The 15,530-nt window shown below is 37.3% G+C and carries 14 protein-coding genes; 13 read left to right on the forward strand and 1 reads right to left on the reverse strand.

Annotation, left to right across the window (positions count from 1 at the left end):
- Nucleotides 1–925 precede the first annotated feature (925 nt).
- The gene (locus NH288_RS10195) at nucleotides 926–1,306 is read left to right on the forward strand and encodes a phage holin family protein (RefSeq protein ID WP_106461834.1); all 381 of its coding nucleotides are present in this window, start codon (nucleotides 926–928) and stop codon (nucleotides 1,304–1,306) included.
- Between the two features lie 10 nt (nucleotides 1,307–1,316).
- A complete protein-coding gene (locus NH288_RS10200; protein ID WP_265215120.1) occupies nucleotides 1,317–2,375 on the forward strand; it encodes a ribonucleotide-diphosphate reductase subunit beta in 1,059 nt (352 codons plus the stop codon).
- A gap of 49 nt (nucleotides 2,376–2,424) precedes the next feature.
- Here NH288_RS10200 and NH288_RS10205 read toward each other — a convergent pair whose 3' ends face one another.
- Entirely contained in the window at nucleotides 2,425–3,519 is a 1,095-nt protein-coding gene (locus NH288_RS10205) for a hypothetical protein (RefSeq protein ID WP_265215122.1), read from the reverse strand.
- Between the two features lie 101 nt (nucleotides 3,520–3,620).
- Here NH288_RS10205 and NH288_RS10210 point away from each other — a divergent pair, with 101 nt between their 5' ends.
- The 11 genes from NH288_RS10210 to NH288_RS10260 all read left to right on the forward strand — a co-directional run bounded on the left by NH288_RS10210 (nucleotide 3,621) and on the right by NH288_RS10260 (nucleotide 14,714).
- Entirely contained in the window at nucleotides 3,621–3,944 is a 324-nt protein-coding gene (locus tag NH288_RS10210; protein ID WP_106461279.1) for a V-type ATP synthase subunit H, read from the forward strand.
- Complete coding sequence (locus NH288_RS10215; RefSeq protein ID WP_265215124.1) at nucleotides 3,931–5,856, forward strand: V-type ATP synthase subunit I; 1,926 nt, start codon at nucleotides 3,931–3,933, stop codon at nucleotides 5,854–5,856. The genes NH288_RS10210 and NH288_RS10215 overlap by 14 nt, the downstream gene beginning before the upstream one ends.
- Nucleotides 5,853–6,320, forward strand: a complete 468-nt coding sequence (locus tag NH288_RS10220) for a V-type ATP synthase subunit K (protein WP_265215126.1) — start codon at nucleotides 5,853–5,855, stop codon at nucleotides 6,318–6,320. The genes NH288_RS10215 and NH288_RS10220 overlap by 4 nt, the downstream gene beginning before the upstream one ends.
- 15 nt (nucleotides 6,321–6,335) lie before the next feature.
- Nucleotides 6,336–6,884 (forward strand): V-type ATP synthase subunit E, encoded by a 549-nt coding sequence (locus NH288_RS10225; protein ID WP_265215128.1) that lies wholly within the window; start codon nucleotides 6,336–6,338, stop codon nucleotides 6,882–6,884.
- A 2-nt stretch (nucleotides 6,885–6,886) separates the two neighbouring features.
- Nucleotides 6,887–7,882, forward strand: a complete 996-nt coding sequence (locus NH288_RS10230; RefSeq protein ID WP_265215130.1) for a V-type ATPase subunit — start codon at nucleotides 6,887–6,889, stop codon at nucleotides 7,880–7,882.
- The gene (locus tag NH288_RS10235) at nucleotides 7,875–8,186 is read left to right on the forward strand and encodes a V-type ATP synthase subunit F (protein WP_106461284.1); all 312 of its coding nucleotides are present in this window, start codon (nucleotides 7,875–7,877) and stop codon (nucleotides 8,184–8,186) included. The genes NH288_RS10230 and NH288_RS10235 overlap by 8 nt, the downstream gene beginning before the upstream one ends.
- 11 nt (nucleotides 8,187–8,197) lie before the next feature.
- On the forward strand, nucleotides 8,198–9,967 hold the full coding sequence (locus tag NH288_RS10240) for a V-type ATP synthase subunit A (RefSeq protein ID WP_265215133.1): 1,770 nt from the start codon (nucleotides 8,198–8,200) through the stop codon (nucleotides 9,965–9,967).
- Nucleotides 9,960–11,327 (forward strand): V-type ATP synthase subunit B, encoded by a 1,368-nt coding sequence (locus tag NH288_RS10245; RefSeq protein ID WP_106461286.1) that lies wholly within the window; start codon nucleotides 9,960–9,962, stop codon nucleotides 11,325–11,327. The genes NH288_RS10240 and NH288_RS10245 overlap by 8 nt, the downstream gene beginning before the upstream one ends.
- Before the next feature lie 9 nt (nucleotides 11,328–11,336).
- Nucleotides 11,337–11,975, forward strand: a complete 639-nt coding sequence (locus tag NH288_RS10250; protein ID WP_265215135.1) for a V-type ATP synthase subunit D — start codon at nucleotides 11,337–11,339, stop codon at nucleotides 11,973–11,975.
- 126 nt (nucleotides 11,976–12,101) lie between these two features.
- Nucleotides 12,102–13,688 carry a Na+/H+ antiporter NhaC family protein gene (locus NH288_RS10255; RefSeq protein WP_265215136.1) on the forward strand — a complete coding sequence of 529 codons (1,587 nt, stop codon included), beginning with the start codon at nucleotides 12,102–12,104 and terminating at the stop codon, nucleotides 13,686–13,688.
- A 75-nt stretch (nucleotides 13,689–13,763) separates the two neighbouring features.
- Entirely contained in the window at nucleotides 13,764–14,714 is a 951-nt protein-coding gene (locus NH288_RS10260) for a CorA family divalent cation transporter (protein ID WP_265215137.1), read from the forward strand.
- Nucleotides 14,715–15,530: the final 816 nt, after the last annotated feature.

Here is a 15,530-nt window from a genome sequence, read left to right on the forward strand (position 1 = left end):
GTTCCCCCTAAGGCCCCCTTACGCTACACCCCCGTCTGCTCCTAAAGCGGAGTGCGAACAGAGAAGATTGCCTAACGGCAATCCTCCCTTTTTAGACAGAATCCTTTGTATTAGCTATCCTTATTCTTACTGATTTTGACATTCCGATGCCTAAAAATCTCAATCTAGCCTAAATTTATGTTTTGTATACACTCTACATCTTAGTAGTTACAGAATTTTTATTTTTACTCGTGCGTCAGGAGATTTTCTTAACGGCATCTCCATTTACAAAATCTCCCGACCTTGGGGATATAGTTCTGTATTCTGAGAGAATTATAACGACGAATCAGTTCTAAGGCTCGTTTGCTCTCGCAAACATTGCAATTAGTATGTCTAGAGAAGGTGATCTTAAGATTTACTGAAATAAAATCGTAAATTATTTTAAATCAAGGAAGCGTTAATAAAATTTTGTTGAGCGTAACGAAGTGAAGCGAGTCTAAATTTTTAGCTGACGAGATTTGAAATAATAGATTTTGCTCCAGGATGAATTGCAGTCAGGTCTAACAAAGAAGATTGCCAGAGGCAATCTTCAATTTGCCCTCTGCAAGAGTCGCTTGCGGGGTGTAAGTCTCCATGAGCCGACGGGCTTGCCGGGGGTATAAGGGGGAGGGCGATGTGGACCCAATTTGCCTTAGCGGCCGAGAGCGACGAAAGGGTCCTTGGGCCTCCCCTTGGAACGAAGATTCAATAGTAAATATAAATAATTCATAATGAGATTAAGTTACGAAGAGAACAACTTTATAATGCTATTATCTTGGATAGTATAAAAAAGGGTTTTTAGGGGAAAACCCCCTAAAATAATTTATCTTGGTTAAAATAAAAAATAATCTGGTATAATAGTATATAAGCAACAATAACAAATCTTGGATTTTAAAAGGAGTATTTTATGAATAGACGTAAGAAAAAGAATTTTGCTAAGGAAAGTGGAAATGTTTTACTAGCTTTATTTGTTGTAAATTTAATTTCATTATTTATATTGAGTAAACTTATCAGAAGTATCAGTTTTGATAAGACATCTGCCCTTTTTATTACAGCAGGAGTTTTGACTATACTTGAAAAGTTTGTAGAGCCAGTACTTAGATTTTTTGCCTTTCCTATCACAATTTTGACTTTTGGCTTATTTTCCCTTGTGATTTCTGCCTTTGTTTTATCTTTGGCATTTAAATTTGTAGGCGGGGCATATATTAATAGTAGCTTTTTTAGTTTGATTTTTGCAAGCATTGTCTTATCAATTGTTTCATCATTTGTAATGAAGTTATTATCTTAAGGAGGTTATGATGGAAGAAAGTAAGAAGAAAGAAGTTGAAAAACGTGGTATTTTCAACGAAAACGGGGATATAGATCTAGCGAAGAGAAAGATTATCCAAGGTAATACCACAAATCTTAACGATTTTAATAACTTAAAATATACCTGGACAAGCGATTGGTATAGGCAGGCTATGAATAACTTCTGGATTCCTGAGGAGATTAACTTAAGCCAGGATATTAAGGATTATAGGAAGCTTGATCAGTATGAAAAGAGGGCTTTTGATAGGATTTTATCTTTCCTAACCTATCTTGATTCAATACAAACTGCCAATTTGCCTAACCTACAAACCTATGTTACAGCAAATGAGATTAACCTTTGTTTGTCAATTCAGACCTACCAAGAGTCAATCCACTCTCAATCTTATTCCTATATCCTAGATACAATTTGTTCACCAGAAGAAAGAACTAGGATTTTATACCTATGGAAGGAAGATGATCATTTGCTTCGTCGTAATGAGTTTATAGGCGACCAATACAATGAATTCTTGCAAAAAGATAATGAATTCCAATTTGTAAAGGCCCTTATAGCAAATTATATCCTAGAAGGAATCTACTTCTATTCAGGCTTCTCCTTCTTCTACAACCTAGGTAGAAATGGCAAGATGCCAGGAACTGTCCAAGAGATAAGATATATAAATAGGGATGAAAATACACATTTATGGCTCTTTAGGTCTCTTATAAATGACCTTAAAAAGGAAAGGCCAGACCTATTTACTGATGAAGCTATTGAAATCTACAGGGACATGCTAAAAGAAGGTGTTAGACAAGAAATCGAATGGGGCAAATATGCCATAGGCGATAATATAGCAGGCCTTTCTACAAAGATGATTGAAGATTACATCAAATACCTAGGCAATCTTCGTGCTCTAGGTCTTGGCTTTGAGCCACTATTTGAAGGCTATAAGGAAATCCCACAATCAATGAAATGGGTAGATGAAATCTCAGATCCAAACGCAGTAAAAACCGACTTCTTCGAAGCCAAGGTTACAGCTTATTCTAAATCATCAATAATTGAAGATGACCTATAAAACAAAAAGAGAAAGTTGCTTTTAAGCGCTTTCTCTTTTTGTTTCAAAATCATTTAATTGACTGTTTTATTGACTCAGCCATGGATTTTACTAGGGATTCGTTGGCAAGTGGGCCTGCTACTATTAGACTTATATAGGAGTCATTAGTTTTTATTAGGTATTTTTTGCCTGTGAGGGTGTCATTTTGTAGGTAGATTCTGACATCTCCTTCTAGGATATTTTTGTATTTATTTATTTTTCCCATATTTACGATTTGGGCTGGGTAGAGTATTTGGCCTGAGTTTTGGCTATAAGCTTGGTAGATATCACCTGTAATTTTATCTTCTTTTATTATTATTTCTGCTATTACTTCGTTTTTATCCTTGGCTATGAAGGATTTTAGCTTATCATCGTCTTGGTGGAGGTAGAAGTTTTCTGGGATTTTTATTTTTTGCTTATCTATTATGATTTCCTTGTTTGCAAATACTGAAAGGGCATCCTTGTGGTCTTTGAATGATTTATTTATTTCTAAGGGATCATCTGGAGCATTGTAGGCTGTCATTAGGATATCTGCCATGATAGCTGCTGATGCATTTGACTTACTTGTATCTTCACTTATCACAAAATAGATTAGGCCCCTGTCTCCTTTTATAAAAAAGTGGGTTGATCTTTTATTGCCATTTTTGCTTATAAAATATGCGCTATCAAGATTTGTCATGATATTTTTTATAGGCATTGATTTTATTTTTTGACTTAGATTTTTTTCTTTTATTATTTTGCTAGATAAGTCTATGAGATCATAATCGTAAAAATCGCTTAAATCTTCAAAAGATATGACTAGATCATAGGCAAGACTTGTTGGGAAATCTATATAATATATATTATCGTTTTTGAAGATTTGGCCCTTTTCCGGTATCCTAAAAAATAAGTCGGCTAGCTTTACTTCTTTGTTATAATCAAGATTGGCTAAATCTTTTTTGTCATAGGAGTCGATTCCTTTGATATTTGATGGATAATCTATTAGCTTTACTCTTGTGTAGAGAGATTGGTCATAAGAATAAGATTGTATTTTTGAAAGCGAATAGGCTTCTAAGTTTGGCCTATCTTTGCTTTTACAGCCTACTAAAAGTAAGGCAAAAATAAGTGTTATTAGAGTTTTTTTCATAAAATTTCCTTTTTATTTGTAATATCGCAATTATTTTGTCTAGATTATACCCGTTTTGGGTAAAAATATGATATAATTTAAGTATAAACAGGGGGTGAAATATGACTGATGATATTCTAAGTCAAGTTAAGCTTGCAGAAGAAACTGCGGCAAAAGAGCTTGACGCTGCCAAAGATCAGGCTAGGGAGCTCATCGAAGAGGCAAAAAATCAAGCAAATCTTGCCTATAAAGATGAGATCGCCAAGGCTAAGAAAAAGGCCGAAGAGATCCTAGCTGATGCTAAAAAAGAGGCAGAAAAAAAGAGAGAACCAGTGATAGCAAAAGCAAGAGATGAGTCAAAAAAAATCTTGGATGTAGATAAGGCCAAGGTTGAAGCGACTATCAATACTCTTGTAGAAAGGATAGTAAATAATGGCAATAGTTAAGATGAATAAGTTTAGCTTACTTGCCTTTGAGGAAAAAAGGAGCTTATTACTTGATATTCTTCAAAATTTTAACTATGTGCATTTTAACGATTTAAAAGTAAAAGAAGACGAAACTTATCTAAAAGAGCTTACAAATTCTACTAAAATCCAAGCCTTGGATGAAGAGCTTGATAAATTAGCTTTTGCTATTGAGACTAGCTTAAAATATTCATCTACAGAAGATAGTAAAGACTTTAAAAGGCTAGATATTGATGAGGTCTATAAGGATTCTGAGAATTTTGATTTTAATCTCATTTACGATAAGCTTATAAAATTAGTTAAAGAAAGAGAAGGACTGGTTGATAAAAACCAAGCCATAGAGCAGAAAATAGGAGACCTTAATCCATGGAAGGATATAGATATCGATATTAGAAGTCTGTACGATTCTAAGAGAGTCTATGTAGAGACAGGTACTATTTCTAGCCAGTTTTACGATGGACTAAAGAAGAGCCTAGTCGATAAAAACTTTAGCAAATCCCTAATCTATAGGTATTCGGAAGTGGATAAGACTAGCTTTATTGTTGCTATCGCTTCTCTTGATGAGGAAGAAAGATTTAAAGAACTTTTAAGAGAGTACGGATTTTCAAGAATAAGTATTAAGGCAGATGCTTCTGTAAGCAAGAGCCTAAGTGCCCTTAAGAAAGAAGAAGCTAATCTTAAGACAGAAATTAAGAAAATTGAGGCTGAAATAGGAGAGTTTGATAAATATCTAGAAGATTTCTATTTGTATCAATCATATCTTGTCAATGAAAAGAACAAGGAAGAAGCTACAGAAAACTTCCTTAAGACTTCTCAAATGGATGTTATTGAAGGATACATACCTGAGTCTATGACTGACAGGTTTAAAGCCGACATAGAAAAATCCTTAGATAAAGAATATATCCTAGATATAAAAGATGCTGACAAGGATGATCCAGATGTACCTATTATCCTTGAAAACAACGCAATAGTTGAACCTTACGAATCTGTTGTTGAAACCTATGCCCTACCTAAATATAACGAATTTGACCCATCCTTGCTTGTGGCCATTTTCTATACTATATTTACAGGCTTTATGATTGGAGACTTAGGTTATGGAGCTCTTGGTGTGATTGCAACCCTTGTAATCCTCAAGAAAAAAGACTTGCCAAAATCAACAGAGAAGATGATTAAGCTATTTTTAGGCATATCCCTATCAGCTTGCTGTTTTGGAGTATTATTTGGATCAGTCTTTGGCGGAATTATCGATGTGCCATTTGGCTGGATTGATACCCAAACTGATATCAATACGCTTATTACTATAAGTCTTATCATAGGAGGAGCGGCCCTATTTATCGCTCTTGGAATGAAAGGCTATATGTATATAAGAGATGGCAAACCTATGGATGCCATCTACGATGTTTTGTTTTGGTATATGGCAGTAGGTGGACCAATCTACTATTTCCTAAGCAAAAACAAAATAGGCCTTTACCTCATGGCGGTCGGCATGGTTGGCATAGTCCTATTTGCAGGACGTGATGCTAAATCAATAGGCGGAAGGATTGGTTCCGGGGTCTATGACCTATACGGAATTACTTCTTGGGTAGGAGACTTTGTATCCTTCTTAAGACTTATGGCCCTGGTTTTATCAGGCGGCTTTGTAGCCTATGCGGTAAATGTAATTGTTAAAATGTTATTTGGGGCAGGTATTGGCGGAATTATAGGCGGAATCCTAGTCTTTGTAGTATTCCAACTATTTAATATGTTCCTATCCTACTTGTCAGCCTACGTTCACTCACTAAGACTTATCTATGTAGAGATGTTTGGTAAGTTTTATGAAGGCGGCGGCGTTAAATTTAAAGAAATGTTAGAAGATACTAAAAAAATATTAATTAATAGAGGAGAAAGAAAATGACAGAATTTTTAGTTCAAAACGGTGGAATGGTTTTTGGTGTTCTAGCTATGGCATTAGCAACACTATTATCAGGTATGGGAAGTGCTAAGGGAACAGGTATGGCAGGTGAAGCTGCAGCAGCTCTTACAGTAGAACAACCAGAAAAGTTTGGTAAGGTACTAGTTCTTCAGCTACTACCAGGTACACAAGGTCTTTACGGCTTTGCAATTGCTTTCTTTATCATGGGTAAACTAAGCCCAGATATGACCTTTGCAGACGGCCTATATTTTTTAATGGCAGCACTTCCAGTAGCTATAGTAGGTTACTTCTCAGCTGTAAAACAATCAAAGGTAGCTATAGCAGGTATCAATATCCTAGCTAAAAACGAACCAGAATTCGTTAAGGGTATGATCTACTCAGTAATGGTTGAGCTTTACGCAATCTTAGGATTTGTTATTTCCCTACTACTTGTAATGAGAGCATAATATTAGGATAAGATTATGACTAATCTTGATTTAATATTAGAATCAATAAGGAAAAAAGGCGAAGAGGAAAAAAATCAGATATTAAAGGCTGCTGAAGGCGAAGCTAAGGAAATTAGGGAAAAATCTGAAGCAGAAGTAAAAGTTGAGGTAGATAAGATTATAGATAATGCCAAAAAAGAAGCTAAGCAAATTTTGGCCAATGAAGAGCTTTCAGCATCAAGAAATGCCCGTGATATAAAAATCACAGCCAAAAACGAGCTCATAAATTCTATAATCGAAAGGCTCACAGAAGAGCTCAAAAACCTAGATAATCATTCTTACAAGAAGTTTGTCCTAAATAGACTTAAGGAATTCCCAGGCAAGAAGGCAGATATCATCTTAAGGGATGGAACCTTCTTTGACTCAGAAGACCTAAAAGGACTAAATGTTTCATATGAAACAGTCGATGATGGTTTCATAATAAAAGATGGGGATGTTATCTATGACAATAGCTTTTCATCAATAATCGACTATAACAAGGATGAAATTAAGAAAATAATATCTGGTATTTTTGAAGAAAGGTAATTATGAAAAGAGATGACTTCATAGGAGCTTCTATATCAACTAGAATATATGAAGATGATCTAGTAAAGGATTTTTATAGGTTAAATGAATTAGACTCCCTAAGCGAGATAATGAATGCCCTATCAGATTCATCCTATGGTAGATATATCCAAGAATTAAGAAGGCCAGAAGAATATGAAGAAATCCTAAGCAAGGAACTGGTAAGGGTGTATGACAAAATCGAAGATATAACCCCAGATAAAAATCTGACAGACTATCTAAGAGAAAAGTATAACTTCCACAATTTAAAAGTCCTTGCCAAGGAAATTATCCAAGATGAAGATTATAAGTATTCCCCAATGGGCAATATAGATGTAGACTATCTTAAAAGACAAATTTTAAAGACAGACGAAAAAGATATCTTTGAAGATGATGAAGAAAACATCTATCTTACCTATCTAAAAAGAGCCATAGATGCTTATGAGGATAGGAAAGACCCAGCCATGATAGACATATCCCTAGATAAGTCTTATTATGAAAGAGAGCTTGATATAGCAAATGCCACTGGCATGGATTCACTTATAAACTACACAAAGGAAGCCATTGACCTTATAAATGTCAAAACCCTACTAAGGGTAAGAGATTTAGACCAACTAGGTGATTGCCTAATAGATGGCGGCTTTATAGACAAGGACAGGTTTCTTGAAATGTATAAGCTTGATATGACAGGACTTTTGATAAAAATGTCCAATGATAAGATTTATCCATATCTAGCTAGGGCCCTTGACAATGATAAGGGAGAGGTTGAAAATCTCCTAAATCTAGAAAAGGCAATAGATGATCACTTTATGGACTTTGCAAAGGCCAGCAAGGCTGTAACCTATGGCCCAGAAGTTCTACTTGCCTATCTAATCAGCAAGGAGCAAGAAATCAAAAACCTAAGGATAATCTTTATATCTAAGCTAAATGGCCTTTCAAAAGAATTCACAAAAGATAGATTGAGAGAAGCTTATGTATAAAATAGCAGTAATAGGCGATAAGGATTCGATACTAGCCTTTAAGGCCATAGGTATCGAGGTTTTTACAGCCATAGACAAAGACGATGCAAGTAAACTTGTAAAAAAATTAGCAGGGGATAATTATGGAGTAATCTTCATAACAGAAGCCTTTGCCAAGGATATACAAGAAACAATAGATAAATACAGAGAAGCTCTAAGGCCAGCCATTATCCTAATCCCATCTAACAAGGGATCTTTAGGTCTAGGCCTTGCCGATATCAACCGTTCAGTTGAGAAGGCAGTCGGAGCAAACATTCTAAATTAAAGGAGCTTAATTTGAATATAGGTAAAATTACTAAAGTATCTGGACCACTAATAGAGGCATCAGGCCTATCTGATGCTAATATCTATGACGTGGTAGAGGTATCAAAAGATAAGCTCATCGGCGAAATAATTGAGATGAGGGGAGATGTAGCAAGTATTCAAGTTTATGAAGAGACAACCGGTATAGGACCTGGCGATGAAGTTAGGTCAACAGGTAGGCCTCTATCAGTAGAGCTTGGACCAGGCATGCTTGAAAGAATGTATGATGGTATCCAAAGACCACTAGAAAAACTTGAAGAGCTTGCAGGAAATTTCCTAACAAGAGGGGTAACTTCCCCAGGACTAGATAGGGACAAAGTTTGGGAATTTAAGGCTCTTTTAGAAAAGGGCGCAGAAGTTGTTCCAGGTGATATACTAGGAGAAGTAGAAGAAACAACAGTTATCACCCACAAGATTATGGTTCCAAACGGAGTAAAAGGAAGATTAAAAGAGATTAAATCTGGAGAATTTAAGGTAGCTGACACCATTGCTGTTGTAGAAACAGAAGATGGGGATAAAGAGCTAAACATGATCCAATATTGGCCAGTAAGGAAGGCTCGTCCTATCAAAAGAAAGATAGACCCAAATGAGCCACTTATCACAGGCCAAAGGGTAATAGATACCTTCTTCCCAGTAGCTAAGGGCGGTACAGCTGCAATCCCAGGACCATTTGGTTCAGGAAAGACTGTAGTCCAACACCAGATAGCAAAATATGCTGATGCCGACATAGTAATCTATGTAGGTTGTGGTGAACGTGGAAACGAGATGACAGACGTACTTAACGAATTCCCAGAGTTAATCGATCCAAAAACTGGCGAATCAATAATGAAACGTACAGTTCTTATAGCAAATACATCAAATATGCCAGTAGCGGCCAGAGAGGCATCAATTTATACAGGTATAACCCTTGCTGAATACTTCAGAGACATGGGCTATAACGTAGCTATGATGGCAGATTCTACAAGCCGTTGGGCAGAGGCCCTTCGTGAGATGAGTGGTCGTCTAGAAGAGATGCCTGGTGATGAAGGTTATCCAGCTTATCTAGCAAGTAGGGTTGCAGAATTTTACGAAAGAGCTGGTAAGGTAGAAGTTTTAGGAAATAGAGATGATATCGGTACACTTTCAGTAATAGGAGCCGTATCTCCTCCAGGTGGAGACTTATCAGAACCAGTAACCCAAGCTACCCTACGTATAGTAAAGGTATTCTGGGGCCTAGATTATGACCTATCCTACCAAAGACACTTCCCAGCTATCAACTGGTTAAACTCATATTCACTCTACCAAGACAAGATGGATAAGTTTATAGACAAGGCAGTTGACCAAGATTTCTCAACTCATAGAAAACGTGCTATGAGCCTACTCCAACAAGAATCAGGCCTTTTAGAGGTAGTAAGACTTGTAGGTCGTGATGCCCTATCAGATGATGATAAGCTTAAACTAAATGTAACCAAATCTATCAGAGAAGACTACTTACAACAAAATGCCTTCCACGATATAGATACCTACTGTTCACTAGATAAACAGGATAAGATGCTTGGCACAATCCTCTATAACTACGATAAGTCCCTAGAGGCACTAGGAGCAGGAGTAGAGTTAAAAGATATAGAAAATCTAGAAGTAGTAGAAGCAATCACCAGACTAAAACTAGTAAGTGAAGATGACAAGGCTAGATTTGACCAAATTAAAGAAGAAATAGACAAACAAATCGGCGAACTAATTAAGAGGGAGGCAAAAGATGCTTAAGGAATATAAAACCGTAACAGAAGTAGTTGGCCCTCTTATGCTCGTAGAAGGAGTAGAGGGAGTCGATAACGAAGAGCTTGTTGATATCAAGCTACAAAATGGCGAGCACCGCAGAGGTAGGGTAATAGAAATAGAAAAAGACCGTGCCATGGTTCAGCTATTTGAAGGATCAACAGGTATCAACCTAAAATCAACCTCAGTAAGATTTTTGGGTAGGCCACTAGAGCTTGCAGTAAGCGAGGACATGATTGGTCGTGCCTTCAATGGTCTAGGTGAAGCCATAGATGATGGTCCAGAAATCATTCCTGAAGAAAAAAGAGATGTAAATGGTACAGCCATCAACCCTGTATCAAGGGACTACCCATCAGAATTTATCCAAACAGGTATATCAACAATCGATGGACTAAACACCCTAGTTCGTGGCCAAAAGCTACCAATATTTTCTGGAAACGGTCTGCCACACAACCAAGTAGCAGCTCAAATTGCCAGACAAGCAAGGGTACTCGGAGATGATGAAGGCTTTGCCGTAGTCTTTGCAGCCATAGGTATCACCTTTGAAGAAGCACAATTTTTCATGGATGACTTCAAAAAGACAGGGGCAATCGACCGTTCAGTACTCTTTATGAACCTAGCAGATGACCCAGCCATAGAGCGTCTATCAACACCAAAAATGGCCCTAACCTGTGCTGAATACCTAGCTTTCGAAAAGGATATGCAAGTACTAGTAATCATGACAGACATGACAAACTACGCAGAAGCCCTTCGTGAAGTATCAGCAGCTAGAAAAGAAGTACCAGGTCGTCGTGGTTACCCAGGTTACCTATATACAGACCTTTCAACAATCTATGAGAGAGCTGGAAAACTTCGTGGCAAACCAGGAACAATTACCCAAATTCCAATCCTATCCATGCCAGAAGATGATATAACCCACCCAATCCCAGACCTAACAGGCTACATCACAGAAGGACAGATAATCCTAGATAGGAGCCTATATAACCAAGGAGCCCAACCACCAGTATCAATCCTACCATCCCTATCAAGACTTAAAGATAAGGGTATAGGCAAGGGCAAAACTAGAGAAGACCACGCAGATACCATGAACCAAATCTACGCAGCCTACGCCTCAGGTGTAGATGCTCGTGAGCTTCAAAAAATCCTAGGTGACTCAGCCCTATCAGATGCAGACCTTGCCTTTGCAGAATTTGCCAAGGCCTTTGAGGAAAAATACATCAATCAAGGTTATTACACAAATAGGACCATAGAAGAAACCCTAAACTTGGGTTGGGAATTATTAAAGATAATACCAAAATCAGAACTTAAGAGAATTGATGATGCCCTTATTGAAAAATACATGGATTAGGAGCATAAAATGGCAAGACTAAAAGTAACTCCAACAAGGATGAACCTAAACACCCTTAAGGATAGGCTTGCCACTGCCAAAAGAGGCTACAAGCTATTAAAAGATAAGCAAGATGAGCTAATGAGACAATTCCTAGAACTAATCAGGAAAAACAAGACCCTAAGAGAAGAAGTTGAAAAAGAATTATCAGATTCCTTCGCCTCATTCCTTATGGCCTCAGCCTTCATGAGCCCAGAAGTCCTCGAAGAAGCAGTAAGCTTCCCAACACAAAAGGTAGGCATTGACATAAAAACAGCCAATGTCATGAGTGTTAGGATTCCTAAGATGGAGTTTAAAGTAGAAAAAAACGAAAACGCAAGCGATTTGCCATATGGTTATGCTACAACAAGTGCAGGTCTAGATGAGGCCCTACTAAAGCTAAACCATGTCACAGATAGACTTCTAAGCCTAGCCGAGCTAGAGAAGACAACCCAGCTAATGGCTGATGAAATAGAATCAACCAGAAGAAGGGTAAACGCCCTAGAATATAGGACAATCCCAGACTTAGAAGAAACAATCAAATATATCAGATCAAAACTAGAAGAAAACGAAAGAGCAACTATCTCTCGTTTGATGAAGGTAAAAGATATAATTTCAGAAGAAAGATAAGAAACTCCCCGGTCTGGGGAGTTTTAAATTTGTTTAAAATTTAAATGATTTTTAGCAAATTCCTTTATAATAAATTTTTAGTCAGTATAATATAAATCGTGACGCAAAATTTATGAGAGGAAAGAAATGAAAAAGAACAAATTATCAATAGTATTCCTAAGCTTAGTTGGGATATTATCAATATATATAGTAAATACCCATCCAGAAACTTTTGCAAGCCCCTGGGCCCTCATGCCGCCTATAGTGGCAATCCTTATGGCACTAATCACCAAGGAAGTTTATTCTTCCTTATTTATAGGTCTTGTAATCGGGGCAATTCTTGCAAGTGGTGGTTCGCTTGGGAAATTTTTAGACAATGTAATAGTAGAAGGCTTCATAAATGCAATACAGGATAATGGGGGAATCTTTATTTTCCTTATTTCCTTGGGAGTTATGGTAAGTCTTATAAATGAATCAGGAGGATCGAAAGCCTTTGGCAAGTGGGCCCATTCCAAGATTAAATCTAGGAAACAAGCCCAAATCTCGACCTATTTCCTATCAGCCATGCTCTTTATAGACGATTATTTTAATTGCCTAACAACAGGCTCAGTCATGAAGCCAATTACAGATTCCTACAAGATTTCAAGGGCAAAGCTAGCCTATATAATAGATGCAACAGCAGCTCCCATCTGCATGATAGCGCCGATTTCATCCTGGGCTGCAGCAGTATCAGGCTATGCTGAAGGAACAGGCTTATCTGGTATAGAGATGTTTATAAGGGCCATTCCCTTTAATTTCTATTCACTTTTAACCCTAGTCTTTGTTGCTACAATAATCCTTACAGACAATGACTACGGCCCAATGAAAGAATTCGAACAAAGGGCAAAAGAAAGCGGAGAGCTTGGGATAAATAGCAAAAAACAAATAGAAACTAGTGATGATGGGATAGAAGGCAGAGTTAGAGACTTGGTCTTTCCAATAATCATCCTAATTATATCCTGCATCAGCAGCCTAATCTATGTGGGTGGATTTTTTGATAAGGCAAGCCCTTATTACATGGACTTTGTAAATGCCTTTGCCAATACAGATTCCCAGGTAGCCCTTGCTACAGGATCAGTCATTGCCCTAATAATTTCTATGATATTTTTAAATTTGAGTGGCAGGATTAGCTTTGAAAGGTCTATGGAGCTCCTTCCAGAGGGCTTTTCATCTATGACATCAGCCATCCTTATTTTAAGCCTTGCCACAAGCCTTAAAAATATTTCTAATGACCTTCTAGGATCTGCAGCCTTTGTTGGAAATGTCATGACAAATGTGGCAGGAAGTTTAAATAATTTCCTACCTGCTGTAATCTTTGTGGTAGCCATAGCCCTAGCCTTTGCTACAGGCACAAGTTGGGGGACCTTTGGTATCCTTATACCAATAGTCGCATCTATGTTTGATCCGGCCAATCCCTTATTTTTTATAGGCATATCAGCCTGCCTATCTGGGGCAGTATGCGGAGATCACATCTCTCCAATATCAGATACAACAATCATGTCATCAGCAGGGGCTGGAGCCAACCACATCGACCATGTCAAAACCCAACTTCCTTATGGATTAACAGTAGCAGCCATTGCCTTTATATCCTATATAATAGCAGGCTTTAGCAAAAGTGCGACTATTTCCCTTGCCTTTGGGATAATAGTTATAATGGTTCTCATGTTTCTAATAAAAAAGTTAAAGCGAGCTTAGGCTTGCTTTTTTAGTGGGTGAAACTTTGACAGCTAAGGCCTAAATCCATATAGTCATAGAGATTAAGGAGAGAAAATGGATTATATTTATAAATTTGATACCGACAATGGTTTTGAAAAAACCGACATAGATAGCTTTTATGATGTAATAGAAGATGAAGATTTTTATCTGATGTATCTGGGCAAGGATTCCTTTATAGACTTCGCTAAGACCTATGACATAGATACAGCAATCATTGACCTGCTTTTGACAGATTCATCCAAGAAATCCTACATGGCAGTAGAAGATAAGTACACCTTCGCCATACTAGAGATGCTTGATATCAGGGGCAATCTAGATGCATCTGACCTCATAGGATTTTATATAGAAAATAACAGGCTAATAATTGTAGACCTCTACGATAGGGATAAGTCATCAGCCAGGGCTTTTAAGAAAATCTTGACCAAGAAATTTTCAGCCAGGTCTCCAGGAAGAATCTTAAAACACTTCATAACAGCCCTGATAGAAAATCATAACTCAATCTTTGACCAAATCAAAAACTCAACAGCCTCCATAGAAGATGGGATAAATAAGAACAAAAAGCCAAAAAATTCTATAGAGATGATTTCAGATAATAGGCACAAGGCCTTAAATCTCTACACATCTTACGAAAGACTCCTGGATACAATTGAAGTCTTAGTAGAAAATGAAAATGACATTTTTGATGACGATGACATCAAGCACCTAAAGAGTGTATCCTTTAGGGTTGAAAGGTACTCATCAAACATATCATATCTTTCAGATTATATAACAAATGTAAAAGACTCCTACGCCTCAAAAATGGACCTAACCATGAATAACACCATGAAAGTCCTAACAGTAGTAACAACAATCTTCACCCCAATAACAATACTCACAGGCTGGTACGGGATGAACTTTGAAAACATGCCAGAACTAAACTGGGAACACGGCTACCTATATGTGATAGTCTTGTCATTATTTTCACTTCTAGTTGGGACCTTATTATTTAGGAAGTTGGACAAATAATATCGGATTTAGGGGGCTTCCCCCTAAATATCCCCTTTTTTTTATTACTTAATTTTTTAATGAATTATTGTTATTTACTATTTTTCTTCGTAAATTTATCTTTTATTAAATGATTATTATTTACAATTGAATCTTCGTCTCAAGGGGGAGCCCCAAGGGACCTTCCGCATGGTCCCTTATCGGGCTCCCCCTTGTACCCCCTCCCCGTTACACCCCCAGGCGGCCCCTAAAGCGGGGAGCATGAACAGAAGCTTGCCTTCGGCAAGCCACTCTTGGTAGACAAAATTCCTTGTATTGGCTATTCCTATCCTTACTGATTTTGACATTCCGATGCCTAAAAATCTCAATCTAGCCCAAATTTTTGTTTTATATATACTCTACATCTCAGTACTTACAGAATTTTAATTTTAACTCGTGCGTCAGGAGATTTTCTTAACGGCATCTCCATTTACAAAATTTCCCGACTTTGTGAAAATAGGTCTTTATTCTGAGAGAAATATAACAACTAATCGGTTCTAAGGCTCGTTTGCCTCTGGCAAACATTGCTATTAGTGGGTCTAGGAAAAAGAGCTTTTAGACTTACAGAATTAAAATCGTCAATTATTTTAAATCGAGGAAGCGTTAAGAAAATTTTGTTGAACGAAACGAAGTGGAGTGAATCTAAATTTTTAGCTGACGAGATTTGAAATAATAGATTTTGCACCAGAATGAATAGCAGTCATGTCTAACAAATAAGATTGCTAGAGGCAATCTTCAATTTGCCCTCTGCAAGAGCCGCTTGGAGGGTGTAGCGAAGAGGGGGTGTAAGGGGGAGAG

The sequence above is a fragment of the Anaerococcus sp. NML200537 genome, assembly GCF_026131715.1.
Lineage (GTDB): Bacteria > Bacillota > Clostridia > Tissierellales > Peptoniphilaceae > Anaerococcus > Anaerococcus kampingae.